This window comes from Blautia sp. BCRC 81119 (assembly GCF_003184505.1).
Lineage (GTDB): Bacteria > Bacillota > Clostridia > Lachnospirales > Lachnospiraceae > Blautia_A > Blautia_A fusiformis.
In genome coordinates this window covers 1-24,968 of sequence record NZ_QJHD01000001.1, presented here as the reverse complement: position 1 = coordinate 24,968, position 24,968 = coordinate 1, and the positions used below count along the sequence as shown (strand labels likewise).

Annotated in this window: 26 protein-coding genes; 24 read left to right on the top strand and 2 right to left on the bottom strand. The window is 43.9% G+C overall.

All coding sequences use genetic code 11. The features are described from left to right. The first annotated feature begins 74 nt into the window (after nucleotides 1-74). Together htpG and DMI82_RS00125 are read left to right on the top strand one after the other, a co-directional pair. Nucleotides 75-2,129, top strand: coding sequence for a molecular chaperone HtpG (gene htpG / locus DMI82_RS00130; protein WP_110101984.1), 2,055 nt, complete (start codon nucleotides 75-77; stop codon nucleotides 2,127-2,129). A 279-nt stretch (nucleotides 2,130-2,408) separates the two neighbouring features. Then, nucleotides 2,409-2,741, top strand: coding sequence for a sporulation initiation factor Spo0A C-terminal domain-containing protein (locus tag DMI82_RS00125; RefSeq protein ID WP_110101983.1), 333 nt, complete (start codon nucleotides 2,409-2,411; stop codon nucleotides 2,739-2,741). On the opposite strand, the gene DMI82_RS00120 is transcribed toward DMI82_RS00125, so the two are convergent. Next, on the bottom strand, nucleotides 2,742-3,245 hold the full coding sequence (locus tag DMI82_RS00120) for a DUF5721 family protein (RefSeq protein WP_022426217.1): 504 nt from the start codon (nucleotides 3,243-3,245) through the stop codon (nucleotides 2,742-2,744). Nucleotides 3,246-3,404: 159 nt separating this feature from the next. Here DMI82_RS00120 and DMI82_RS00115 point away from each other — a divergent pair, with 159 nt between their 5' ends. Together DMI82_RS00115 and DMI82_RS00110 are read left to right on the top strand one after the other, a co-directional pair. Next, nucleotides 3,405-4,244 carry a DegV family protein gene (locus tag DMI82_RS00115; protein ID WP_021650968.1) on the top strand — a complete coding sequence of 280 codons (840 nt, stop codon included), beginning with the start codon at nucleotides 3,405-3,407 and terminating at the stop codon, nucleotides 4,242-4,244. Between the two features lie 117 nt (nucleotides 4,245-4,361). Continuing rightward, complete coding sequence (locus DMI82_RS00110; protein ID WP_015525893.1) at nucleotides 4,362-4,616, top strand: hypothetical protein; 255 nt, start codon at nucleotides 4,362-4,364, stop codon at nucleotides 4,614-4,616. Between the two features lie 144 nt (nucleotides 4,617-4,760). Here the strand turns inward: DMI82_RS00110 and DMI82_RS00105 are convergent, their stop codons facing one another. Further along, nucleotides 4,761-4,961 (bottom strand): cold-shock protein, encoded by a 201-nt coding sequence (locus DMI82_RS00105; RefSeq protein WP_015525894.1) that lies wholly within the window; start codon nucleotides 4,959-4,961, stop codon nucleotides 4,761-4,763. 325 nt (nucleotides 4,962-5,286) lie between these two features. Here DMI82_RS00105 and DMI82_RS00100 point away from each other — a divergent pair, with 325 nt between their 5' ends. The 20 genes from DMI82_RS00100 (at nucleotide 5,287) to DMI82_RS00005 (ending at nucleotide 23,523) form a co-directional block, all read left to right on the top strand. Then, entirely contained in the window at nucleotides 5,287-6,585 is a 1,299-nt protein-coding gene (locus DMI82_RS00100) for a dihydroorotase (protein WP_022426216.1), read from the top strand. Next, nucleotides 6,582-7,508 (top strand): orotidine-5'-phosphate decarboxylase, encoded by a 927-nt coding sequence (pyrF, locus tag DMI82_RS00095; protein WP_110101982.1) that lies wholly within the window; start codon nucleotides 6,582-6,584, stop codon nucleotides 7,506-7,508. Before DMI82_RS00100 ends, pyrF begins: the two co-directional genes overlap by 4 nt. A gap of 15 nt (nucleotides 7,509-7,523) precedes the next feature. After that, nucleotides 7,524-8,318, top strand: a complete 795-nt coding sequence (locus DMI82_RS00090) for a dihydroorotate dehydrogenase electron transfer subunit (protein WP_021650964.1) — start codon at nucleotides 7,524-7,526, stop codon at nucleotides 8,316-8,318. After that, the gene (locus tag DMI82_RS00085; protein WP_015525898.1) at nucleotides 8,315-9,220 is read left to right on the top strand and encodes a dihydroorotate dehydrogenase; all 906 of its coding nucleotides are present in this window, start codon (nucleotides 8,315-8,317) and stop codon (nucleotides 9,218-9,220) included. The genes DMI82_RS00090 and DMI82_RS00085 overlap by 4 nt, the downstream gene beginning before the upstream one ends. A gap of 139 nt (nucleotides 9,221-9,359) precedes the next feature. Continuing rightward, entirely contained in the window at nucleotides 9,360-10,034 is a 675-nt protein-coding gene (pyrE, locus tag DMI82_RS00080) for an orotate phosphoribosyltransferase (RefSeq protein WP_015525899.1), read from the top strand. A 70-nt stretch (nucleotides 10,035-10,104) separates the two neighbouring features. Beyond that, nucleotides 10,105-10,257, top strand: a complete 153-nt coding sequence (locus DMI82_RS19990) for a hypothetical protein (RefSeq protein ID WP_022426215.1) — start codon at nucleotides 10,105-10,107, stop codon at nucleotides 10,255-10,257. 64 nt (nucleotides 10,258-10,321) lie between these two features. Beyond that, entirely contained in the window at nucleotides 10,322-10,795 is a 474-nt protein-coding gene (locus tag DMI82_RS00070; RefSeq protein WP_022426214.1) for a VanZ family protein, read from the top strand. Then, nucleotides 10,779-11,093: a hypothetical protein gene (locus DMI82_RS00065; RefSeq protein WP_015525901.1), complete on the top strand. Its 315-nt coding sequence runs from the start codon at nucleotides 10,779-10,781 to the stop codon at nucleotides 11,091-11,093. Before DMI82_RS00070 ends, DMI82_RS00065 begins: the two co-directional genes overlap by 17 nt. A gap of 3 nt (nucleotides 11,094-11,096) precedes the next feature. Then, nucleotides 11,097-11,708 carry an HD domain-containing protein gene (locus DMI82_RS00060; RefSeq protein ID WP_021650961.1) on the top strand — a complete coding sequence of 204 codons (612 nt, stop codon included), beginning with the start codon at nucleotides 11,097-11,099 and terminating at the stop codon, nucleotides 11,706-11,708. After that, a complete protein-coding gene (locus tag DMI82_RS00055) occupies nucleotides 11,689-13,770 on the top strand; it encodes an aminopeptidase (protein ID WP_418215257.1) in 2,082 nt (693 codons plus the stop codon). Before DMI82_RS00060 ends, DMI82_RS00055 begins: the two co-directional genes overlap by 20 nt. A gap of 123 nt (nucleotides 13,771-13,893) precedes the next feature. Next, nucleotides 13,894-14,394, top strand: a complete 501-nt coding sequence (gene purE, locus DMI82_RS00050; RefSeq protein WP_015525905.1) for a 5-(carboxyamino)imidazole ribonucleotide mutase — start codon at nucleotides 13,894-13,896, stop codon at nucleotides 14,392-14,394. 49 nt (nucleotides 14,395-14,443) lie between these two features. Beyond that, nucleotides 14,444-15,469 carry a phosphoribosylformylglycinamidine cyclo-ligase gene (gene purM / locus DMI82_RS00045; RefSeq protein ID WP_015525906.1) on the top strand — a complete coding sequence of 342 codons (1,026 nt, stop codon included), beginning with the start codon at nucleotides 14,444-14,446 and terminating at the stop codon, nucleotides 15,467-15,469. Further along, a complete protein-coding gene (gene purN / locus DMI82_RS00040) occupies nucleotides 15,463-16,086 on the top strand; it encodes a phosphoribosylglycinamide formyltransferase (RefSeq protein WP_022426210.1) in 624 nt (207 codons plus the stop codon). Before purM ends, purN begins: the two co-directional genes overlap by 7 nt. A gap of 32 nt (nucleotides 16,087-16,118) precedes the next feature. Beyond that, nucleotides 16,119-17,393: a phosphoribosylamine--glycine ligase gene (gene purD, locus DMI82_RS00035; RefSeq protein WP_022426209.1), complete on the top strand. Its 1,275-nt coding sequence runs from the start codon at nucleotides 16,119-16,121 to the stop codon at nucleotides 17,391-17,393. Nucleotides 17,394-17,578: 185 nt separating this feature from the next. Then, on the top strand, nucleotides 17,579-18,352 hold the full coding sequence (locus DMI82_RS00030; RefSeq protein ID WP_110101981.1) for an SseB family protein: 774 nt from the start codon (nucleotides 17,579-17,581) through the stop codon (nucleotides 18,350-18,352). A gap of 72 nt (nucleotides 18,353-18,424) precedes the next feature. Beyond that, complete coding sequence (locus DMI82_RS00025; protein ID WP_015525911.1) at nucleotides 18,425-18,802, top strand: GntR family transcriptional regulator; 378 nt, start codon at nucleotides 18,425-18,427, stop codon at nucleotides 18,800-18,802. Nucleotides 18,803-18,813: 11 nt separating this feature from the next. Next, entirely contained in the window at nucleotides 18,814-21,279 is a 2,466-nt protein-coding gene (locus DMI82_RS00020) for an ATP-dependent Clp protease ATP-binding subunit (protein ID WP_110101980.1), read from the top strand. 96 nt (nucleotides 21,280-21,375) lie between these two features. Then, nucleotides 21,376-21,789 carry a hypothetical protein gene (locus tag DMI82_RS00015; RefSeq protein WP_015525913.1) on the top strand — a complete coding sequence of 138 codons (414 nt, stop codon included), beginning with the start codon at nucleotides 21,376-21,378 and terminating at the stop codon, nucleotides 21,787-21,789. Next, nucleotides 21,783-23,156 (top strand): DNA repair protein RadA, encoded by a 1,374-nt coding sequence (gene radA / locus DMI82_RS00010; protein ID WP_110101979.1) that lies wholly within the window; start codon nucleotides 21,783-21,785, stop codon nucleotides 23,154-23,156. The genes DMI82_RS00015 and radA overlap by 7 nt, the downstream gene beginning before the upstream one ends. 124 nt (nucleotides 23,157-23,280) lie before the next feature. After that, complete coding sequence (locus DMI82_RS00005) at nucleotides 23,281-23,523, top strand: hypothetical protein (protein ID WP_015525915.1); 243 nt, start codon at nucleotides 23,281-23,283, stop codon at nucleotides 23,521-23,523. Nucleotides 23,524-24,968 lie beyond the last annotated feature (1,445 nt).

Below are 24,968 nucleotides of genomic sequence, written 5' to 3'. Positions count from 1 at the left end.
AAACAACAGGTTTCCGACTCTGTCGGAACATCAGAAATAAAAACAAAAATAAAAACAAAAGGAGAGTGACATATATGTCAGCAAAACATGGCAGTTTATCAATCAACAGTGAAAACATTTTTCCGATTATCAAGAAATGGTTATATTCCGACCATGATATTTTTGTAAGAGAGATGATCTCCAACGGATGCGATGCGATCACCAAACTGAGAAAGCTGGAAGTTATGGGAGATTATACATTCCCGGAAGGTTACAAACCGGCTGTAAATGTTATCGTTGATCCGGATCAGAAAACTTTGAAGTTTATCGATAACGGTATTGGTATGACAGCAGATGAAGTAGAGGAATATATCACACAGATCGCTTTTTCCGGTGCCACAGAGTTTCTTGAGAAATATAAGGATAAAACAACGGATGATCAGATGATCGGTCATTTCGGACTTGGATTTTATTCTGCATTTATGGTTGCAGATGAAGTTCATATCGATACTCTCTCTTACAAGGAGGGTTCCACACCGGTACATTGGACCTGTGACGGTGGTACGGAGTATGAGATGGCAGACGGAAACAAAACAGAACCGGGAACAGAGATCACTCTTTTCCTCAATGAGGAAAGCCTGGAGTTTGCCAATGAATATCGTATGAGAGAGGTTATTGAGAAATACTGTTCTTTCATGCCGGTAAATATCTATCTTTCCAAAGCAAATGCTGAACAGGAGTATGAAACCATCGATGAGGCAGATCTCCGTGAAGATGACGTGGTAGTTGAACATATCCATGAGGACGCCAAGACGGAGGAAAAGGAGAATGATAAAGGCGAGAAAGAAGTTGTGGAAGTTTCTCCTGCCAAAGATAAAGTAAAGATCAATAAACGGCCGGTATCCTTAAGCGATACACAGCCGCTCTGGATGAAACACCCAAATGAGTGCACGGATGAAGAGTATAAAGAATTTTACCGTAAGGTATTTATGGATTACAAGGAACCGCTGTTCTGGATCCATCTGAACATGGACTATCCGTTCAACCTGAAAGGTATCCTGTATTTCCCGAAGATCAGGACAGAGTATGATTCCATTGAGGGAACCATCAAGCTTTATAATAATCAGGTATTTATTGCAGATAACATCAAAGAGGTGATCCCGGAATTCCTTCTTCTTCTGAAAGGCGTGATCGACTGTCCGGATCTTCCACTGAATGTTTCCCGTTCTGCACTGCAGAATGATGGTTTTGTGAAAAAGATTTCTGAATACATCACCAAGAAAGTAGCAGATAAGCTCACCGGAATGTGCAAGACAGACAGAGAGTCTTATGAGAAGTACTGGGATGATATCAGCCCGTTTATCAAATTTGGATGCATCAAGGATGCGAAATTTGGTGAGAAGATGAATGATTATATCCTCTTTAAGAATCTGGATGGCAAATATCTTACCCTGAAAGACTGCATTGAGGAAAATAAAAAAGAAGAAACAAAAGCAGCTGAAGAGGAGAAGACAGAGGAGAAAGCTTCTGAAGGATCCCAGAATGAGGAACCGGAAAAAACGGTGATCTATTATGTGACCGATGAGGTACAGCAGAGCCAGTACATTAATATGTTCCGTGAAGCGGGTAAAGATGCTGTACTGCTGAAGCATGTGATCGATTCACAGTTTATTTCCCATCTTGAACAGCAGGATCAGACGATCCAGTTCAAGAGAATTGATGCAGATCTGACAGAAGAGCTTCGTGAAGACGGAGAAGCGGATGAAGCAACAGTCAAGACACTTACTGAGGTGTTCCGTAAGAATCTTGGCAAGGATAAACTTGAAGTAAAAGTAGAGAAGCTGAAAAATGAGGGAACTGCAGCGATGATCACTCTTCCTGAGGAGAGCCGCCGTATGCAGGATATGATGAAAATGTACAATATGTACGGAATGGATCCGAATATGTTCGGTGGTCAGGAAGTACTTGTACTGAACGCAAATCATCCTCTTGTAAGATTTATAGCAGAAAATCAGGGATCAGAGTATGTTCCGGTGATCTGTGAACAGCTTTATGATCTTGCAATGATGAGCCATAAACAGCTTTCTCCTGAAGAAATGACAAAATTTGTAAAGAGAAGCAACGATATCCTTATGGTCCTTACAAAATAAAACGACATATAAAATGATCGAAAGGCTTTGCCCGTAATGGGGCGAAGCCTTTGTTTTTTTATAACAATATGTGTATCTTTAACACAATTAGAGGAATTTTAAATAAAATAATAGATATTAAATAAAAATAACCTGTAAAATATGACTAAAAATTTAAATAAGTATCTAATATGTATAAAATAAATTTTCGGAAGAAAGCGAAAAATATAGATAAGTGTCGTATTATACATAAGGGAGTGCTTTTAAAAAGAGAAAAAAATGAAATGGAGGAACAAATGTATGAAAAAGGTGTATGAATTGATCAGAAGACTTGGTGCAAATTCGAAATACAAAGGATATTTTTTCGTTGCGGAAGCGGTAAAGATTTCCATGGGGTATCAGTATAAACCATTGCGGATCACAAAGGATATTTATCCATACCTGGCGCGGAAGTACAGATCAACACCTACCAATATTGAGCATGATATCAGAACAATGGTAAATGTGTGTTGGGAAGGAAATAAAAAACTGCTGGATGAGATTGCAGGATATCCTCTAGAATACAAGCCTACCAACAGTGAATTTATTGATATGCTTGCGTATTACCTGAGGGAAATAGAAGAAGAGAATTGACTATAGCCTTTCAAAAAGAATCTGATTCCTGGACAGAAAGCTCAGGATCATATCATCCCAGAGCTGCTCCGGGCGTTTATCCATAGAGAATGTTTTGAGAGAGGTTCCGGTAGTACAAAGAAGGCTGTTATTTTTAAATTGAAGATTTAAGAATAGTCCGTCAATCTGTTCGGAGGAAATTCCGAAATCTGTATTTCTCATTGCAGCTTCAACTCCACTCCGACTTAAATGTAGCACGATCCTGAAGCTTAAGGGCGTACGCTTACCGCGGATCACAGACCAGCAGAAAGGTCTGATGTCCTTCCAGAGAGAATGTGTCCGGCCGTGCTCTGTGAGTCTGTTCATGCTGTCTGTATCAAAAAAATCTTTCTGAAGCCTGCCATCAATGGTAAAAGTATTAAAAGTAGTCACAGTCGCTTCGGACAGACAGAATTTGTCAAATACTTCTCCTATAAAAAGTTTGTTTGTGAAATCCCGGATATCGGTGATCTTTAATGCAAGCATGCCGCACTTCCTTTCTTTTATGTGATCGCGTGTAGACATTATATCTCAGATAAAGAAAAAAGGACAGACTTTTTAAAAAACTCTTTTCAAATATCTGTTTATGTGATACGATAGATGTGGTATTGAATACTACATATAATGGAAAAGAGGACGATATAATTGAGCTATAAGATTGCGATAGATAGCTGTGGGGAGCTTTTAGATGAATGGAAAAATGACGGCAGGATTGAATCCATACCACTGACGCTGACGGTGGGCGGTGAGAATATTATAGATGATGAGAATTTCGATCAGAAAGATTTTTTAAAGAAGGTTGCGGCCTGCCCGGAATGCCCCAAGTCTGCATGCCCTTCTCCGGAACGCTATATGAAGGCATATGAGTGTGATGCGGAACACATTTATGCGGTGACGCTATCGGCAGAATTGAGTGGTTCCTATAACAGTGCGATTCTTGGAAAAAACCTGTTCCTGGAAGAGCAGCCGGAGAAAAAGGTTCATGTATTTAATTCCAAATCTGCATCCGGTGGTCAGAGTCTGATTGCCATGAAGATCGTGGAGTGTGAAGAAAAGGGACTTTCTTTTGAAGAAGTAGTAAGTGAAGTAGAGAAATATATTGAAGAGATGAACACATTTTTTGTGTTGGAGAATCTGGAAACTCTGCGCAAGAACGGACGTTTGGGCAGAGTGAAAGCTCTGGTGGCCAGTGCACTGAAGATCAAGCCGGTTATGGGAGCTACTCCGGAAGGAACGATCTGTCAGCTGGATCAGGCCAGAGGCATGAATAAAGCAATCGTAAAAATGGTGGATCACATTGGAGAGAAGGGGATCAACATCCCGGAAAAGACAGTTGCCATCACTCATTGCAACTGTCCGGAAAGAGCGAAGATGCTGGAGGAGGCTATCCGTGAGAAACTGCACCCAGCAAAGATCGTAGTTATGGATACTGCCGGTGTCAGCAGTATGTATGCCAACGATGGTGGCGTTATCGTAGCAGTCTGATCAGAGAAAATCTCCAGTTCAGAAAATTATCACATTTCTTCAGGGAGTTGCCGCTTTTCTTTTGAAAACAAGTGTGCTATAATGAACGAAGTACTGAAGCGGCAAAGGAGAAAGACAATGAGCCAGAAGAAAGTTGACAAATATAAAAACAACAAATACTCGCGAAACAGTGCCCTGAAGAAGGAACGCGCAGAATTTGTACTTGAGATGGCGGCATGGATCCTCATCGCGGTTCTGCTTGTAGGCTGGATCGGATATTCCGCATATGCCAAGATCCAGGCGAAGGAAGCCAGTGTGAAGGTGGATACTGTGATGGATACTTCTGCATTGACAGATTATATTTCCGGATTATCTTCAGACAGTGCGGAATAGAAAACACATATGAAATGATGGGTTCCCGGGATGTGTTGAAGCATCCCGGGGATTTTTATATACAGGATAAATATAATGCAATAAAAAACGGGTCTGCCATAAAGCAGCCCCGTTTTGACTTATACGTTTTTTATGGTTATAGAATTATAACTTTGTAACGTTAGCAGCCTGCATTCCGCGAGCGCCCTCAGTTAAGTCGTAGGATACAGCCTGTCCTTCTTCAAGAGATTTGAAGCCTTCACCGTTGATAGCGGAGAAGTGTACGAATACATCCTGTCCGTCCTCACCTGTGATAAAACCATAACCTTTTTCTGCGTTGAACCATTTTACAGTTCCCTTGTTCATTTTGTGTTACCTCCATAAAAATAAAAAAAATTAAAATAGCCTTCTGATGATAATAAAAAATCACCAGATTTTACAGACTATATTCATGTAAATATAATCTCTAAAAACTAGTGATTTTACATTAAATATCTTGCCATGTTCTGATTATATAACCCGTGTTTTGAAATGTCAAGGAGAAAATTCCAACAATTCCGGGGTGTAAAAAGAGGCGAAATTGCTTTGTAAAAAAAATCTTTATAAATAGAGAGATTTCGTGTATGATATAGGAGAATACAAGCGGATTGAAGGATCTGCTTTGAAAATACAGGATGAGAGGAGAACAGAAATGGGGATTCTGATTCGAGGAGGCCGGATCGTGGATGCGGCTACAGATACGGATAAAACAGGCGATATTTATCTGGAAGACGGAATCATTGCGGAAATAGGCCAGAAGCTGAAAAAGAAAGACGGCGACCGTGTGATTGATGCGAAAGGAAAGCTGGTCATGCCGGGAATTATCGACCTTCATGTCCATTTTCGTGATCCGGGCCAGACACATAAGGAAGATATCAAGAGTGGTGCTGCTGCGGCAGCACGTGGTGGTGTGACAACTGTAGTTGCTATGCCAAATACAACTCCCACTATTGATAATCCGGACCGGGTAAACTATGTACATAACAAGGCGGCGCAGGTTTCCGGTATTCATGTACTTCAGGCAGGTGCAGCCACCATGGGAGAAAAAGGTACTGAACTTGCAGATATTGCCGGAATGGTGAAAGCAGGGATCCCGGCAGTGTCCGAGGATGGTAAATCTGTGATGAATACAGCACTTTGTAAAGAAGCAATGAGGATCGCAGCAGAATGTGGCGTGCCATTTTTTGACCATTGTGAAGATATCGATCTGCGTGGAGATGGATGCATGAATGAGGATGAGAACGCCAAAAGACTGGGGCTTCCCGGAATCTGCAATGCAGTGGAAGATACCATTACAGCCAGAGATATCATTCTGGCGCTGGAGACAGGAGTCCATCTTCATCTCTGCCACTGTTCCACTTATGGGGATGCTCAGATGATGAAGATCGTAAAAGAGAAAGGATACGACAATATCACAGCTGAAGTATGCCCGCACCATTTTATCCTTTCATCCGATGATATTAAAACAGATGACCCGAATTACAAGATGAATCCGCCGCTCCGTACACCGAAGGATGTGGAAGCGCTGAAACAGGGCCTGAAGGACGGTACCATCGAGGTGATCAGCACGGACCATGCACCGCACAGTGCACAGGAAAAAACAGGTTCTATGAAGAATGCACCATTTGGGATCGTAGGTCTGGAAACAAGCCTTCCGCTCACCTATACAGAGCTGGTGGAAAAAGATGTGATCACACTGAAACAGATGGTTGAGAAGATGTGCCTGAACCCGGCGAAAATCCTCGGGCTTGACAGAGGAACTCTCCAGAAAGGCCATCCGGCAGATGTGATCATCGTGGATACGGAGCAGGAGTATGCTATCGATAAAAATAAATTTGTTTCCAAAGGACATAACACACCGTTTGATGGCTGGAAAGTAAAGGGAAAAGTGCTTTATACCATCTGTGACGGAAAAATTGTATTTAAAAACCAGGAGGAGAAAGAATCATGATTAACAAACTGATCAGCAATATCCGCAAAACAAATGCACCAATCGTTGTAGGACTGGATCCTATGCTGAATTATATTCCGGAGCATATCCAGAAGAAGGCTTTTGCAGAGTTTGGAGAGACTCTGGAGGGCGCTGCAGAAGCAATCTGGCAGTATAACAAAGGGATCGTGGATGCGACCTGTGATCTGATCCCGGCAGTGAAACCACAGATCGCCATGTATGAGCAGTTTGGTATCCCGGGACTGATCGCATACAAGAAAACGGTTGAGTATTGTAAAGCCAAAGATCTGGTTGTGATCGGTGATATCAAAAGAGGTGATATCGGTTCCACATCTGCAGCATATGCAGTTGGTCACCTGGGACAGGTTCAGGTAGGCTCAAAAAAATATGCAGGTTTTGATGAGGATTTTGCAACGGTCAATCCATACCTTGGTTCTGATGGTGTGAAACCCTTTATGGATGTATGTAAGGAAGAGAAAAAGGGTATCTTTGTTCTGGTCAAAACTTCCAATCCATCAAGTGGTGAGTTCCAGGATCGTGTCATCGACGGTCGCCCGCTCTATGAGCTGGTAGGTGAGAAGGTTGCACAATGGGGCGATGAGCTTATGGGTGATGAATATAGTTATGTTGGTGCTGTTGTAGGTGCGACCTATCCGGAAATGGGAAAGGTATTAAGAAAGATCATGCCGAAGACATTTATCCTTGTTCCCGGATATGGTGCTCAGGGTGGAAAGGGCGCAGATCTTGTCCATTTCTTTAATGAGGACGGACTTGGTGCTATCGTAAACTCTTCCAGAGGAATCATCGCTGCATATAAGCAGGAGAAATATAAAGAGTTTGGCGCTGAAAATTACGCAGATGCTTCCAGAGCGGCAGTAAAAGATATGATCGCGGATATCAGCGGTGCGCTGGAGAACAGATAATACAGGAGGCATTTTATGAGTACATCAGAAAGTAAAAAAACAAAAAAGCCCTGTAAGATACTCAGCCAGGAATGTATTGGTACAGATATTTACAGTATGTGGCTGGATGCAGGTGAGATTGGAAAAAATGCAGTGCCGGGACAGTTTGTATCACTTTACAGCCGCAATGGCGGTAAGCTTCTGCCAAGACCCATCAGTCTCTGTGAGATCGATAAAGCAGAAGGAAAACTGAGACTGGTATATCGCGTTACAGGAAAAGGAACCGGTACGGAGGAATTTTCCAGACTTCATGCAGGGGTCCCCATTGAGACTATGGGACCTCTGGGAAATGGTTTTCCGCTGGATGCAGTAAAAGGCAAAAAAGTGTTTCTCATGGGTGGAGGAATCGGAATCCCGCCAATGCTGGAAACTGCTAAACAGCTGGACGCAGAAAAGATCATGGTTCTCGGATACAGAGATGAGCTGTTTTTAAATAAGGAATTTGAAGCTTATGGAGATGTCTATGTGGCAACAGAAGACGGCTCTGCAGGAACAAAGGGAAATGTTATGGATGCCATCCGTGAGAACGATCTTGAGGCAGATGCGATCTTTGCCTGCGGACCTGCCCCGATGCTCCGTGCCATCAAGGCATATGCCCTTGAAAAAGGAATTCCGTGCTGGATCTCCATGGAAGAGCGTATGGCCTGTGGCGTAGGCGCGTGTCTTGCCTGTGTGTGCAAATCCAAAGATGTGGATTCTCATTCTCATGTCCATAACAAGAGAGTATGTAAAGACGGACCTGTATTCCTGAGCACGGAGGTAGAGCTATGAGCAGAATGAATGTAAATCTTGCCGGCGTAGAACTTAAGAATCCGGTGATGACAGCGTCCGGAACATTTGGTTCCGGAGCGGAATACAGTGAATTTGTGGATCTGAACAGACTTGGCGCAGTTGTGACAAAAGGTGTGGCAAATGTACCGTGGCCGGGAAATCCTACACCGAGAGTGACAGAGACAGCATCCGGAATGCTCAATGCCATTGGTCTTCAGAATCCGGGGATTGATGTTTTCTGTGAAAGAGATATTCCGTTCCTTAAAAAATATGATACAAAGATCATCGTCAATGTCTGTGGAAAATCTGCAAAGGATTACTGTGAGGTTGTAGAACGCCTTGGAAATGAGCCTGTGGATATGCTGGAGATTAATGTTTCCTGCCCGAATGTCAAGGAAGGCGGAATTGCCTTCGGTCAGAATCCGAAAGCTCTTGAAGAGATCACAAAAGAAGTAAAGAAATATGCAAAACAGCCGGTGATCATGAAGCTGAGCCCAAATGTAACCGATATTACCGAGATGGCGAAAGCAGCAGAAGCTGGCGGCGCAGATGTTCTTTCTCTTATCAATACCCTGACAGGAATGAAGATCGATATCAACAGACGTACATTTGCACTGGCAAATAAAACTGGTGGAATGTCCGGTCCTGCAGTAAAACCGGTAGCTGTCCGTATGGTATATCAGGTGGCAAATGCAGTATCCCTTCCTATCATCGGTATGGGAGGAATCGCAACTGCTGAGGATGCCCTGGAATTTATTATGGCAGGTGCTACTGCAGTGTCTGTGGGAACTGCAAACTTTTTTAACCCTTATGCTACTGTGGAGATCGCAGATGGTATTCAGGCATTTCTTGAAAAACAGAAAGTGGAAGACATCAATGAGCTGATCGGAGTAGTGAAATAACGGAGGATTGCCGTATTTGCAATTCTGTTGTTCATATGTTAGAATTAACAGGATAAATAAAGGGATTTTACACTGGGATTGCAGCAGAGTGTGGATCCTGGGTTTGTCGTATATATGAAAAACATGGAGGATTAGATAAATGGAACAGTATAAGCAGGAATTTATTGAATTTATGATTGACTGTAATGTCCTGAAATTTGGAGATTTTACTACGAAATCAGGAAGAAAGACACCATTTTTTGTAAATACAGGATTTTACCGTACCGGTGCGCAGCTTCGCAAGCTGGGACAGTATTATGCAAAAGCGATAGAAAGCAAATTCGGACTGGATTTTGATGTGCTGTTTGGACCGGCATACAAAGGAATTCCGCTTTCTGTAGCAGCAACTATGGAGATCAGTGAAATGTACGGAAAGGATATCCGTTACTGTTCCAACCGTAAGGAAGTGAAAGACCACGGAGATAAAGGAATTCTTCTTGGCAGCCCGATCCAGGATGGGGATAAGGTAGTGATCATTGAGGATGTTACGACTGCAGGAACATCCATTAAAGAAACACTTCCGATCATCAAAGCGCAGGGAGATGTAAATCCGATAGGTCTTGTGGTTTCTGTTGACCGTATGGAACGCGGCCAGGGAACAAAGAGTGCGCTCAAAGAGATCGAGGAAACCTACGGCCTTCAGACTACAGCTATTGTAACTATGGCGGAGGTTGTTGAGCATCTCTACAACAAAGAATACAAAGGCCGTGTTGTGATCGATGATAAGCTGAAAGCTGCCATTGATGCATATTATGACCAGTACGGCGCAGAATAATATTGTTATAAAAGGTCATAAAAGAGCGGCGGATTCCGAAGGTCCGCTTTTACTGGGAGGACGCAGCCTTATGAATGAAAAAATTTATAAAACTATGGCGAGCAGCGGGGCGGGAAGCCTTGCACTCGGTATTGTCGTTCTGGTGACGGGACTTGTCACAGGAATTCTGATGATCGTGAACGGTGCGAGACTGCTCAGAAGAAAATCAGAGATATTAATCTAATATGATCTGAAAAGCCGCACGTTGTTCCGTGTGGCTTTTCGGACTATTTAAGCAGGGGAGAATATTGGAAAAAGGGACAAAACGCAGAGTAAAAAAACTCGGGACAGCTTTTTTTGTATTGTATGTTCTTGTTCTTGTGTATCTTCTGTTCTTTTCCGAAGGATACGGAAGAGTGGCGGATGCAGAAAGAGAATACCGTTACAATCTTGTTCCGTTTGTGGAGATCAGGCGTTTCTGGACTTATCGAAAAATAGTGGGTACATTTGCGCTTTTCACAAATGTTTTTGGAAATGTGCTGGGATTTGTGCCATACGGATTTATTCTTCCGGTAATAACCGGAAAAATGCGAAATGGCTTTTTTATCATATTATCCGGCTTTTTTATCAGTCTGACGATAGAAGTGATCCAGCTGCTTACAAAAGTTGGCTGCTTTGATGTGGATGATATGATATTGAATACTCTGGGCGCAGCGCTTGGATATGGGATTTATGCAGTCTGCGACAGGATTAGGAGAAAAATTAATGGCAAGAAGATATAGATATGCATTTGCAAAAAAAAGAGAAGCTTCCAAGGGAAAATGGTCTGTAGGACTTGCGGCGGCTTCCCTCGTGCTGTTTATCGCGGCAGTTGTGCTTGCACTCTTTTTTGATGGAAAGCTCGGGGGCCTGATCGGCGGAACCGGGCTTTTTGCCATGCTGCTTTCTGCATATGGCTTTACACTGGGGCTTTCCAGCTTTTCGGAAGAAAACCGGAAACACAGGACGAGCATGGTCGGGTCTATTTTGAACGGAGTGATCCTGGTTATCTGGCTGGGACTTTTTTTATCGGGGGTATAACAGATGGATAAAAAAGAACGCTTAAAAAAACAGCTGGACTTTATTATGGAGATAGATAAAGTCAAGAATATTTTCCGACAGACATATCTTGCAGACGGAAAGCGGAAAGAGAATGATGCGGAGCATTCCTGGCATCTGGCGTTGATGGCGGTGCTTTTAAAGGAATATTCCAATGAGGAAGTGGATCTTTCGAAGGTGATTCCTATGGTACTGGCGCATGATCTGGTAGAAATCGATGCAGGTGATACCTATGCATATGATGAAAAAGGAGCGACAACCAAGGAATACAGGGAGAAGCAGGCAGCAGAACGGATCTATGGACTATTGCCGGAAGATCAGGGACAGTGGTTAAAAGCATTATGGGAGGAGTTTGAGGCTTACGAAACCCCGGAGGCGAAATTTGCCCATGTGCTAGATAATTGTCAGCCATTGTTTCTAAATGATGCTTCCAACGGAAAAAGCTGGGAAGAGCATCAGGTGAAGAAAAGTCAGATTTATAAGAGAAACCGGAAAACAGGAGAGGGTTCTGAAGTGATCTGGGAATATATGAAAGAACTCGTTGACAAACACATTGCCCTGGGGCATGTGATCGATGATGAAAAAGATGGGAGATGAAGTCTTGGAAGAATGCATGAAAGAACGTTATGGACTTGCGAAGGAACGGATCCGTGAGATCATAACAGAAGAAACCGTAAAAAAACCGTTTGGAGATTTTTTCAGAAACAGGGCAAAGTTTCTTTCCATGGCAGCAGATGTGATGGATGAGAGCGCAGCAGAGCTTACGATGGAGGTGTTGAAAGAGAGAAATCATTGCTTTTATCAGGATATCCTCCCGGAAAATTATGAAAGCAGCTATGGAAATCCGGCGTATGCAGTACAGCAGATGGGAGAATATGGAAAAGCCTTCAGTTTTCTGTATGCAGAGATCGCAGGAACTGTAGCTTATGCTCATGAGAAAAGGCTGTGGGATATGACTGTATCCATGGAACTGTTTCTGGAAGTATATTCTGCATTTTGTGAGGAAGAACTTCCGGAGGCGGCAACAGTGGAGGGGATTCTCCGTTCCTATGTAAATGATTACTGCCAGGATATGATGGAGCAGAGGATACGGGAAGGTGTAGATCCGGAGCTTGACTTTGCAGCAGATATCATCATGAATTCGGATCTTTCGGATCTGAGATATCTGTATCGCTATGGCGAGTTTGTTTCAGAGAATGAAACAGGAGTTGCAGAGTTTCTGAACTCCCTTTCTCAGGAAGAGATCGATAAGATGGCTTCTACCTATACAGAAGGCTATCGGATCGGATTTATCACCGGACGGAAGGATATCACAAAAAAGAAAACAGTAAATATCCGATATAGTCTTGGTTTTGAACGGATGGTAAAAGCAGCGATCCTCCAGTTTGAAAAAATGGGTCTGAAGCCGGTGATCTATCGCCATGCAACGCATGTGGTAAATAAGAGAGGCGCCGTGAGAGTAGGCTATACAGGCGGCGTTGCCAATCCGCAGTACGATTACGATCATCGTCAGGACAGTGCATTGTTCCTGGATGGGGATTTTGTTCAGCGAAAACTTCGTGCTATGCAGACCTCCTATGAGAAGTACAGAGAACTGGCAGAAGTACATGGCGGTCCGGCCTGCATTGATACATTTGGAGAAAATCCTTTCTCTCCGATAAGTAAACCGGAAGCTTATGCATTAAGCGAGACACAGCAGAAGCTTCAGACAGAACTTGACAATGAATCCGGACAGATCGTAAACCGATACATCAAAGGTGATGAGAGAAGTTTTACGATCATTGCATATCCGGTTCCTGAGATTGGTGGAAATTATGAGGAAATTTTCCGTGAGATCGTAAAGATCAATACATTGGATTACCATCTCTATCAGGAAATCCAGCAGACGATCATCAATACCCTGGATACCTGTGAGTGGGTGGAAGTCAAAGGACGTGGAGACAATGAGACGGATCTTCTGATCCATCTTCATGAACTGACAGATCCGAAGAAACAGACAAATTTTGAGAACTGCGTGGCAGATGTGAACATTCCGGTGGGCGAAGTCTTTACATCTCCGCAGCTGGCAGGCACAGGCGGAATCCTTCATGTGAAAAAAGTATATCTGAACGGTCTTCAGTTCCGGGATCTGAAGCTGGTATTTGACTGCGGCCAGGTTATTGATTACACCTGCTCGAATTTTAAAACCGAAGAAGAGAACCGGAAATATATTGAAGATAATATCCTCCACCACCATCCGAAGATCCCCATGGGAGAGTTTGCCATCGGTACAAATACCACAGCTTATGTGGCGGCGCTGAAATACGGAATTGCGGATAAGTTTCCGATCCTGATCGCAGAAAAAATGGGACCGCATTTTGCTGTGGGCGATACCTGTTACAGCTGGGCAGAGGATACACCGGTATATAATCCGGATGGAAAAGAGATCATCGCCAGGGATAATGAGATTTCCGAGATGCGAAAAGATGACGTAAGCCTTGCTTATTATGGCTGTCATACAGATATTACCATTCCCTATGATGAGCTTGGAAGTATCCGTGTGATCGATGATGAGGGAGAAATGCTTTCCATTATCGAAAACGGAAGGTTTGTTCTTCCGGGAACAGAGGAATTAAACCGTCCTTTTGAGAATCTTCCATTAAATAATAATATAAGTTAATTAGTAAATTTACAGTTTTTCCGATCGTATTGACAGAAAGTGAGAATATACGTAGAATAACCATAACAATAGTCAAAGGACACAGGCTAATATTCAGTTAGTGTACCATGAAAGGAGAACACAATGGCAAAAGTAGGAATTGTAATGGGTAGTGATTCGGATATGCCGGTTATGAGCAAAGCAGCAGATATCCTGGAGAAACTGGGGATTGATTATGAAATGAAGATCATTTCCGCACACAGAGAACCGGATGTATTTTTCGAGTATGCAAAGACAGCAGAAGAAAAAGGCTTCAAAGTTATCATCGCAGGCGCAGGAATGGCAGCTCATCTTCCGGGAATGTGCGCAGCGATCTTTCCAATGCCGGTGATCGGTATTCCGATGCATACAACCTCTCTGGGAGGACGAGATTCCCTTTACTCAATCGTACAGATGCCAAGCGGTATCCCGGTTGCCACAGTAGCGATCAATGGTGGCGCCAATGCGGGACTTCTTGCTGCCAAGATCCTTGCAACTTCCGATGCAGAGCTTCTTTCCAGACTGAAAGCCTACAGTCAGGATCTGAAGGAGCAGGTTGAGAAGAAAGACGCAAGGCTTCAGGAAGTTGGATACAAAAATTACTAAATAAATCTTTTACCATAAAATAAAAAGGTGTTGTCATAAGGAGGACATTATGGATTACAAGACTTCAGGCGTAGATATTGAGGCAGGATACAAATCAGTAGAGCTGATGAAAAAGCACATTGCCAAGACAATGAGACCGGAGGTACTTGGAGGAATCGGTGGATTCTCAGGTGCATTTTCCATGGAGAAATTCAAAGATATGGAAGAGCCTACTCTGGTTTCCGGAACAGACGGATGTGGAACCAAGGTTAAGGTAGCCATGGTTATGGACAAGCATGATACCATCGGAATCGATGCTGTAGCCATGTGTGTAAATGATATTGCATGTGCAGGCGGCGAGCCATTGTTTTTCCTGGACTACATTGCCTGCGGCAAAAATTATCCGGAAAAGATCGCAGAGATCGTAAAAGGTGTTGCAGAGGGCTGTGTACAGTCTGAGGCAGCTCTGATCGGTGGTGAGACAGCAGAGCATCCTGGACTTATGCCGGAAGATGAGTACGACCTTGCCGGATTTGCAGTAGGAGTCGTTGACAAAAAAGATCTTCTTACAGGAGAGGCCCTGAAACCAGGAGATGTCCTGATCGGTATGGCTTCCACAGGAGTTCACAGTAATGGATTTTCTCTTGTACGTAAAGTATTTGACATGACAAAAGAGTCTCTGGATACTTATTATGAAGAGCTTGGAACAACTCTGGGAGAGGCACTGATCGCACCGACCAGAATCTATGTAAAAGCGCTGAAGAGCATCCGAGAGTCTGGCGTGAAGATCCATGCATGCAGCCATATCACAGGGGGTGGATTCTATGAGAATATCCCACGTATGCTGAAAGAGGGAACCAGAGCTGTTGTCAAAAAAGACAGCTATCCGGTACTTCCGATCTTCAAGCTCCTTGCTGAAAAAGGAAATATTGATGAGCATATGATGTATAATACATATAATATGGGTCTTGGAATGATCCTGGCAGTAGATCCTGCAGATGTTGACAAAACAATGGAAGCTATCCGTAAAACCGGCGATAAGCCATATGTGGTAGGATCCATTGAAGAGGGAGAAAAGGGAGTGACCTTATGTTAAAGATCGGTGTTCTTGTTTCCGGTGGGGGAACGAATCTTCAGGCGATCCTGGATGCTATTGATGCAGGAGGGATCACAAATGCAAAAGTGGATATTGTGATCAGTAATAATGCCTCCGCTTATGCTCTGGAAAGAGCCAGAAAGCACGATATAGAGGCGGTATGCATCGCACCGAAAGACTATCCGGACCGAGAAGCTTTCCATAAAGCATTACTGGCGAAGCTTCAGGAAAAAGAGGTGGATCTGATCGTTCTTGCAGGATATCTGGTTGCAATCCCTCCGATGATGGTGGAAGCGTATCCCAACAAGATCATCAATATCCATCCATCTCTGATCCCGTCTTTCTGCGGAAAAGGTTTTTATGGACTTAAGGTCCATGATGCAGTTCTTGCAAGAGGAGTGAAAGTAACAGGCGCTACGGTTCATTTCGTAGATGCCGGAACGGATACAGGTCCGATCATCCTTCAGAAGGCAGTAAAGGTAAAAGACGGAGATACATCCAAGGAGCTTCAGAGACGTGTAATGGAAAAAGCAGAGTGGAAGATCCTTCCGGAAGCAATCAATCTTATCGCCAATGACAAAATCACAGTGACAGATGGAATTGTTTCTTTAAAGTAATCAGCAGACAGATGAAACAAAGGAGTAAACAGATGAAAGTATTAATCGTAGGAAGCGGCGGAAGAGAACATGCAATTGCATGGAGTGTTGCAAAAAGCCCGAAAGTTGACAAGATCTACTGTGCACCTGGAAATGCAGGAATCGCAGAGTATGCGGAATGTGCAGATATCGGAGCAATGGAATTTGAAAAACTGGCAGCCTTTGCCAAAGAAAAAGAGATCGATCTTACTATCGTGGGAATGGATGATCCTCTTGTGGGCGGAATCGTAGATGTATTTGAGGCAGAGGGACTGCGTGTGTTCGGACCGCGCAAAAATGCTGCTATTCTGGAAGGCTCCAAGGCTTTTTCCAAGGATCTTATGAAAAAATACGACATTCCTACAGCTGCTTATGAGAATTTTGATGATCCGGAAAAAGCTCTGGAATATTTAAGGACCGAAGCAAAATTCCCGATCGTTTTGAAGGCAGATGGCCTTGCTCTTGGAAAAGGTGTTCTGATCTGCCAGGATCTTGCAGAGGCAGAAGCTGGCGTAAAAGAGATCATGGAAGACAAAAAATTCGGAAATGCCGGAAATACCATGGTAATTGAAGAATTTATGACTGGCCGTGAGGTTTCCGTACTTTCTTTTGTAGATGGAAAGACGATCCGTACCATGACATCCGCACAGGATCACAAGCGTGCGAAGGATGGGGATCAGGGACTGAATACAGGCGGAATGGGAACATTTTCTCCAAGTCCGTTCTATACTCCGGAAGTAGATGAATTCTGTAAGAAATATGTTTATCAGAAAACAGTAGATGCCATGGCAGCAGAGGGACGTCCGTTTAAGGGAATCATTTTCTTCGGACTGATGCTTACTGCAGATGGCCCGAAGGTTCTGGAATATAATGCAAGATTTGGGGATCCGGAGGCACAGGTTGTTCTTCCGCGTATGGAGAATGATATCATTGAAGTAATGGAAGCCTGTGTAGACGGCAAACTTGATCAGATCGATCTGAAATTTGAGGACAATGCAGCAGTTTGTGTTGTTCTTGCAAGTGATGGATATCCGGTAAAATACGAAAAAGGTATCCCGATCCATGGATTTGAGAATTTTAAGGACAAAGACGGATACTACTGTTTCCATGCGGGAACCAAATTTAAAGATGGAGAGATCGTTACAAACGGTGGGCGTGTTCTTGGCATCACTGCCAAAGGAGAGACATTAAAAGAAGCCAGAAAGAATGCATATGCTGCTACAGAGTGGATCAGCTTTGCAAATAAGTATATGCGTCACGATATCGGAAAAGCTATCGACGAGGCTTAAGTTGGTCATTTTTCACAGGCACAGCTTGACGAAAACAGGGATTTCATTGTACAATAGTAACAACTATGAAACACAGTGAGTAGTTACGAACATGAAAAGCTGGATGCTGACAGGGCACAACAGGAACCAACCATTTTCCTTGATGAGGTGTCGCATCCAAGTGATGAGGCAGAGAGGACAGAAAAATGGGAATCAGTGTAGAAGAAGCAATCCATGAGCTCAGAAACAGGGAGGAAGTAGTTGTTGCATATTCACAGGCAACCAGACTTCCATATGTGACCTGTGATGAAGAAACATTTAATGACCAGGCAAGGATTTTTGCCACAGAAGAAGAGATCAAAGAATATGGTAAACAGCTCCTTGAGGATAAGATCCTTCTTATGGGCATGAAATATGAGAAAAAAGACTATCCAAGACTGTATGGTACGCTGTACGCGATCGGAGTGAACAGTGTGATCTGGATCGACGGAGAAGAGAAGATCGAGATTGAGATCGGAAAGATCGCAAACCAGAGAGATATGAGTAAGATCGAGCCGTCAAAGAGACCGCTTCTGAACCCGTCTCTTGAACTTTCCGGAATCTATTTTATGCAGGAATTGCGTCGCCCGGTAAAACAGGAAGAGCATAAGAATATCCGTGAGTTGGAAGAAGAGCTGATAGCAAACCTGCGTAAGGCAGAATTCCTGATCGCGATCAATGCAGAGCAGGAAGAAGATGGAAAGCTCCATATTCCGTATCTGAAAAATAAAGAGGATAAGATCATGCAGCCTGTGTTTACAGATGTTATGGAATTTGAGAAATTTGGAAGAGGCAAGAATCTCCGTGTTGCGAAAGTGACTATAGACAAACTTCCGAGCCTGATGATTCCGCAGGCAAACGCTTATGTGGTAAATCCAATGGGATTTAATCTGGTTCTTAACAAAGAACAGATAGAGAAGATTGCAGGGATCAGTAAATAAAAACAAAAATCACAGCAGGCTGCCAGGATGAAACTGTGCAGCCTTTTGCTGTTGTAGAGGAGAGATTACCCTATGGTGATAGAAATCGATTTTAACAGTGATGAGGCAATCTATATGCAGATCACCAATCAGATCATAATGGGGATCGCTACATCAAGGCTTCATGAAGGGGATACTCTGCCTTCTGTACGGCAGCTTGCAAGCATTGCAGGAATCAATATGCATACTGTGAATAAGGCATATGCGCTGCTTCGTCAGGAAGGCTTTGTGACTATTGACAGGCGAAAGGGAGCGGTGATCTCCATAGATGCAGATAAGGTCAGAGCACTGGAAGAAATGAAACAGAATCTGACAGTAGCAATGGCATGGGGATGCTGTAAAAATGTAACAAGAGAAGAAGTCCATCAGCTGGTGGACGAGATTTTTGACGAGTATGACACAGACAGATAGGAGGAGACATCATGCAGGAACGATATACAAAACAGGCAGAGAATGTTCTTGCTCTGGCAAAAGAGGCAGCCAGCTCCTGCGGACATAGTTATATCGGCACGGAGCATCTGCTGGTCGGGCTTGTAGAAGAAAAGGAGGGCACAGCAGGAAGAGTTCTGGAGGAGTTTGGAATCCAGGCTGATAAAGCGATGGCTCTGATCGATAAACTGATCGCACCGCCGGGAAATACGGCTGTTTCACAGAAACCGGGATTCAGTCCGAGAACCAGAAGAGTTCTTGAGGGTGCATATGCAGAAGCAGAATCCATGCGTTTTGAGGAAGTCGGGACAGAACATATTCTGCTGGCAATGTTGAAAGAAACAGACTGTGTGGGTACCAGACTGCTGTACACAATGGGTGCCAATATCCAGAAGCTTTATGCGGCAGTGCTGACAGCTATGGGAATGGACAGCGATGCCATTGCGGAAGAATTCCAGGCTGTAAAAGCTTCAAAGGGAAGAAACAGCAGTGTAACACCAACTCTGGATCAGTATAGCCGAGATCTGACGGCCATGGCAGAAGAAGGTAAGCTGGATCCTGTAGTGGGAAGGGATAAAGAGATTGCCAGACTGATCCAGATCCTGAGCAGAAGAACAAAGAACAATCCCTGCCTGACTGGAGAACCGGGAGTAGGAAAAACGGCTATTGTAGAGGGACTTGCACAGCGGATCGTCACAGGAATGGTACCGGATACTGTGAAGGATAAGCGGGTTGTAGTTCTGGATCTTTCCGGAATGGTCGCAGGAAGTAAATATCGCGGTGAGTTTGAAGAACGTATCCGAAATGTGATCGATGAGGTAAGCGAACAGCAGGGAATATTGCTCTTTATTGATGAGATCCATACGATCATCGGAGCCGGTGGAGCGGAAGGTGCACTGGATGCTTCCAATATCCTGAAACCGTCTCTTTCCCGTGGAGAGATCCAGCTGATCGGAGCAACGACACTGGAAGAATATCGGAAATACATTGAAAAGGATGCAGCGCTTGAACGGCGTTTTCAGCCTATCATCGTGGAAGAGCCTACAGAAGAGGAGGCTGTTGAAATCCTGAAGGGGCTGCGCCCATATTATGAAAAACATCATGGTGTAGAGATTCTGGATGAGGCCCTTGAGGCGGCTGTAAAAATGTCCGTTCGTTATATCAATGACCGGTTTCTTCCGGATAAAGCCATTGACATTATTGATGAGGCAGCGTCGAAAGTACAACTGGCGGGATATCGTCCGTCTCCGAAAGCAGAAGCACTGGAAAGAGAGATCCACGATATTCTGAAACAAAAAGAACAGGCAGTCATAAATGCAGATCTTGAAGGTGCAAAAACAGCACAGGCAAAGCAGAATGAGGCGGAAGCAGAATTGGAAAAGATCCGAAGAAAGGCGGAGCGGAAAAATAGGAAAAATCCACTTACAGTTGATGAAGAGGCAGTTGCCGGTATTGTGTCTGACTGGACAAAAATACCTGTACAGCGTCTGACAGAGGGGGAATCCCGTAAGCTTGCAAATTTGGAAAAGGTTCTGAAAAAACGTGTGATCGGACAGGATGAGGCAGTTTCTGCAGTTGCCCGTGCGGTAAAAAGGGGAAGAGTAGGATTAAAGGATCCGGCAAGGCCTATAGGTTCTTTCTTATTCCTGGGACCTACCGGAGTGGGAAAAACGGAGCTTTCCAAAGCGCTGGCGGAAGCTGTATTTGGAAGTGAGCAGGCAATGATCCGTGTAGATATGTCCGAATATATGGAAAAACATAGTGTTTCTAAAATGATCGGATCGCCGCCCGGATATGTAGGCTATGAAGAAGGTGGACAGCTCAGCGAAAAAGTGCGCAGAAATCCATACAGTGTCATTCTTTTTGACGAGATTGAAAAGGCTCATCCGGATGTGTTTAATATTCTTCTGCAGGTACTTGATGATGGTCATATTACAGATGCTCAAGGCAGAAAAGTGGATTTTAAGCAGACGATCATTATCATGACTTCCAACGCAGGTGCGCAGATGATCATGGAACCGAAACATCTTGGATTTATGTCCGGAGATACGGAAAAGCGTGATTATGAACGTATGAAGTCCGGAGTGATGGAAGAAGTGCGGCGGATGTTTAAACCGGAATTTCTGAACCGGATCGATGAGATCATGGTATTCCATTCTCTGAATAAAGAAAATATCAGGAAGATCGTTACTATTCTTTTGAAAAACCTGGAAAAACGCTGTCAGGAACAGCTGGATATCATACTGAAAGTTACCGGAGCAGCTAAAGATCTTATCGCAGATGCAGGCTTTGACAGTAAATACGGTGCAAGACCGCTGCGTCGTGCGATCCAGACAAAGATTGAGGATGAGATGGCAACAGAAATCCTTGAAGGTCGGATCAAAGCCGGTGATACCGTACAGGTGAAGGTCAAAGACAAGAAAATCTACTTTGAAGTAAAAGATGCGGAGAAAGCGTAAGAATTTTATTACTTTCTATAGCCAAAAAAACAGAAATAAGTTATAATTAACAAAATTAAAACTATACAATGAAAGATTTCAGGAGGACATAAGATCATGGCAGTGGTACAGGAATTGATCCGCACAGAAGATAATGGGACTATCAGTTTTGGAGATTATGAATTAAATCAGAAATCCAAATTGTCGGATTATCAGTATCAGGGAGATATGTATAAAGTAAAAACATATAAGGAGATCACCAAACTTGAGCGTAATGGAATGTTCGTATATGAGTCTGTTCCGGGAACCAGTGTGTTCCATCTTCAGCAGGATGGAACAGCAATGAGTTTTGAGGTTCAGGGCTTTGAGGATTCTCAGATTACTGTTGAACTGGAAGCTGAGACAGAGTATCAGGTATTTATTGACGATGTAAGTACAGGTACAATGACCACAAACCTGGGCGGCAAGCTTTCTTTCAGTGTTGAACTGGATGCGAACACCAAAGCAGAAGTTAAAATTGTAAAATGCTAAAAAATAAAAAAACGGTTTATTTCTGTCAGGAATGCGGGTATGAATCAGCCAAGTGGATGGGGCAGTGCCCGGCATGCAAGGCATGGAATACTTTTGTGGAGGAAACGGTTTCTTCCAAAAAATCTTCCTCAGGGAGTATTAAAACTACACAAAAGAAAACGGAGCCTGTAGTTCTGAAAGATATCAGTCTTTCTTCAGATGAACGTCAGAGCTGCGAAATCGGTGAACTTGACAGGGTGCTGGGAGGCGGAATCGTCCCCGGCTCCCTTGTTTTGGTAGGTGGAGATCCTGGTATTGGCAAGTCTACATTGTTGTTGCAGGTGTGCAGAAATTTATCTTCACAGGGGATTTCTGTTTTGTATATTTCTGGTGAGGAGTCTCTCAGACAGATCAAGCTCCGGGCAGATCGGCTTGGAACGTTTAATGATAAACTGAAACTGCTCTGTGAGACGAAGCTTGAAAATATCCGGGAGATCATTGAGCGGACGAAACCAGATGTAGCTGTTGTGGATTCTATCCAGACGATGTTTCATGAAGATATTTCGTCTGCGCCGGGAAGTGTTTCTCAGGTGAGGGAATCTACCAATGTACTGATGCAGATCGCTAAGGGTATGGGAGTGTCCATTTTTATCGTGGGTCATGTGACCAAGGAGGGAAATGTGGCAGGTCCTCGTGTACTGGAACATATGGTAGATACTGTGCTTTACTTTGAGGGAGACAGGCATGCTTCTTACCGGATCCTGCGTGCGGTGAAAAATCGTTTTGGTTCTACCAATGAAATTGGTGTTTTTGAGATGCAGAATTCCGGACTTGAAGAAGTGAAGAATCCTTCCGAGTTCCTTTTGAATGGAAGACCGGAGAATGCTTCGGGGTCTGTTGTTGCATGTTCTATGGAGGGGACGAGACCGATTTTGGTGGAGATCCAGGCTCTGGTGTGTCAGAGTAATTTTGGAATTCCGAGAAGAACAGCAGTTGGTACGGATTTTAATCGTGTGAATCTTTTGATGGCGGTTCTGGAGAAGAAGGCGGGAGTTCATCTTGCTGCTTCGGATGCTTATGTGAATATTGCGGGTGGCATGAAGATGACAGAGCCGGCGATCGATCTGGGTATTTGTCTTGCTATTATTTCCAGTGCGAAGGAGATCGTGATCCCGGATTCTGTGATGGCGTTTGGTGAAATTGGTCTGAGTGGCGAGGTTCGTGCAGTGAGTATGGCCGGACAGCGTGTGCAGGAAGCGAAAAAGCTTGGGTTTGAGACGGTGATACTTCCTGAGGTGAACCGGACGGCTACAGAGAGTATTAAAGGAATTAAATTGGTTTATGTGGCTGGGATCCGGGATGCGATTTCTTTTATCAGAGGGTTGTGAGTTTCCGGCAGGTTATTTTGAATAGGATCATGTGGTCAGCCGCTGTATGGTTTGTACGGCGGCTGTGTTTGGGTTAATAGATAAAAAAACATAGATGATAGTAAGGGAAAGGCTGGTGTTGGTTATGGGTATTGGTAATATTGGAAATATTGGAAATATGATGAAGGTTATGAATGCATGGAATACATTTAAACAGAATCATCCGAAGTTTCCGGCATTTTGTAGTGCGGTTTCCCGGCGGGGGATTCGTGAGGGGAGTATTCTTGAGGTGACGTATATTAGCCCTGAGGGTGAGAAGCTGACTACGAATATTAAAGTGCAGGCCAGCGATCTTGAGTTGCTGAGAGAACTTTCTGGTGGTAATTGAGTTGAGCGGATAGCGAATGTTGATTATATATTGTATAGGTCTGTTTGACGGGTGTTTTGGTTTCGGTGTCTGGCAGTGTTGGAACTGCCGGGTGCCGTTTTTTTTGTTGGGATGGAGAGGGACGCCAGAGGGAGGTGGCATCGGTCCGGGGAGTGGATGCAGTCGGTGGGGTTTTTGAGGTTTTGTGGGTGGATGTGGTTGAGGGACGCCAGAGGAAGGTGGCATCGCTCCGGGCAGGGACTCCGTCGGGGGATACTACTAGGGCTCCGTGAGACGGCTAAAAGCATTGCGGCAGGGCCAGAACTCGCCTGCGGCTCAGACAGCAGGCCCTGCCGCAATAACGCCGTCTCCCGCAGCCCAAGTAGTAATCACCCCTCCTCCGCAGCAGCCCGGCCCGATGCCACCTTCCTCTGGCTGACGCTTCCAGCCGACAGGAAAAAACATGCGGGGGATGGAAGCGGACTGGGCGTCCTGTCCTGAAATGTCAGACCGGTACAGAATATTCCTATAAGTATCGAAGAATACAGAAACAGGATCGGCCCAGCGTATCACCATAAATATCGAAGAATACAGGAACCAGATCGGCCCAGTGTATCACCATAAATATCGAAGAATACAGGGACCAGATCGGCCCAGCGTACCACTATAAGTACCGAAGAATCCCAGAACCAGATCGCAGATCGCAGATCGCAGATCGGCACAGCGTACCACCATAAGTACCGAAGAATACAGAAACCAGATCGGCACAACGTTCCACATCCAATACCGAAGCATACAGACAAAAGTCAACAACGCAGCACACACAACAACGCAGAACTCCTTCCGTGCCCAAGAGGGTGGGGGTGCAGGGGGAGGGCCTTCGGGCTACGGAACTCTGAGATGGCCTTCCCCCTGCATATTCCCGCATTGAAAATGCGACCGGCGTAGCGCCATCCAGCGAAGAGACTTATTATTAAAAAACAACACGATAAACAACAATAAAGATAATCCTATAAATTACAAATAAGAATAAAAAATTGTCCTATAAAAATAAACTTCCAGGAAAATCTAAAAAAATTGAAATTTATGGTTGACAAGCATAACTCCCAGTGGTATTATAACTGAGCTGTCGCAAATAATTGTTTTTAAAAAACAAACAATTAAAAAGAATTTCAGAAAAATGAAATTTACAGTTGACAAAAGACAGAAGATATGATAAAGTATCCAAGTCGTCAACAAAACGACAACAAGATCTTAACTCAAAAATGTTTGAAAAAAACTTAAAAAAGTGCTTGACAAACAAAAAGAGATGAGATAAAATAAACGAGCTGTCTGAGAGACAGACAAAACAAACCTTGATAACTAAACAGTGAAACACATACGATTCTCGAAAATTTCTTTACATTTAAAGAACGGTTTAAACAAACCAAAAGCAGTAAAAACGAGAGATAGCCAAACGGTTGTCT